Here is a 1,214-nt window from a genome sequence, read left to right as displayed (position 1 = left end):
GCCTGCGGCGCCACCGAGCGCGAGGCCGCCGCCAACACCGCCGGTGCCGCCTTTACCGCCCGCGCCACCGTCACCGCCAGCCCCGCCGGCGCCGAACAGTGAGCCGCCGACGGTGCCGGATCCACCACCGAACAGCGAGCCGCTGATGCCGGAGGCGCCGCCGGGGCCGCCGGCGCCGCCGTCGGATTGGATGGACGGTCCGCCGACTCCGCCGGTGCCACCGGCGGCACCCACCAGCCCGCTCAGCGGCCCGCCGGTACCGCCGGTCCCGCCGGCGCCGGGGCGTAGACCAGCGGTTAATGCACCGGTCGGCCCTCCGGCGCCGCCGACCCCGCCGGAGCCGAAGAGCCCGCCTGCACCGCCTGCGCCGCCGCTTCCGCCGTTCCCGTCGAGGCCCATGGCGGCGCCGACGCCGCCGGCCCCGCCTGCACCGCCGGTGCCGAACAGCCAACCCCCATTGCCGCCCATGCCGCCGGCCCTGCCGACGCCCGACGACCCGAACCCGCCGCTCCCGCCGGCCCCGCCGCTGCCCAACAATCCCGCGGCGCCGCCGGGCCCGCCGGGCACGCCGTTCGCGCCGGACCCGCCGGCCCCGCCGGCGCCGCGCCGCCCCCCGCCGGGCGCCCCGGCGGCCCCGCTGCCCGCGGCTGCGGGCGCGCCGTTGCCGATCAGCGGGCGTCCGGTCAGGCGCAGGCTGGGCGCGTTGATCACGTTGAGCGCCGCCGGCGGCATCAACACCCCGTTGGGGCCGGTGGTGCCAGTTCCGCCCGCCGGGGTACCGAGCCCGCCGGTCCCACCGTTCCCGCCAAGCCCGAGCAGCACGGAGGCCCTGCCGCCGTTTCCGCCGACCCCGCCGGCGACGGTGCTCTGTGCGCCGGCCCCTCCGGCACCACCGTTGCCGAACAGGAGCGCGCCGGCGCCGCCGTTCCCACCGGCTCCGCCGTCTCCGGACAATGCGAACCCGCCGACCCCGCCGGCCCCGCCAAAGCCGATCAGGCCGCCGTCGCCGCCAGCCCCTCCGTGGCCGCCGGTGCCAGTTCCGAAATTGATGCCACCGCTGCCGCCCGAGCCGCCGGACCCTAGCCAGCCGGCCTGGCCTCCGGTACCACCGGCACCGCCATTCCCCGAAAAACTGGTGCCGCCGGTACCGCCGGGACCAGGGTTACCAACGCCGCCATACGCGCCGCCTGGGCCGCCCTCTGCACCTTTGCCAC

General features: G+C 79.0%; 1 pseudogene. It reads right to left on the bottom strand.

The features are described from left to right. A pseudogene (locus tag BST27_RS34300) lies at window positions 1–1,214 on the bottom strand (PE family protein); the annotation flags it as partial.

The sequence above is a fragment of the Mycobacterium intermedium genome (genome assembly GCF_002086275.1).
Taxonomy (GTDB): Bacteria; Actinomycetota; Actinomycetes; order Mycobacteriales; family Mycobacteriaceae; genus Mycobacterium; species Mycobacterium intermedium.
Note: the sequence above shows the minus strand (reverse complement) of the source record. Positions and strands in the feature narration are given on the sequence as shown.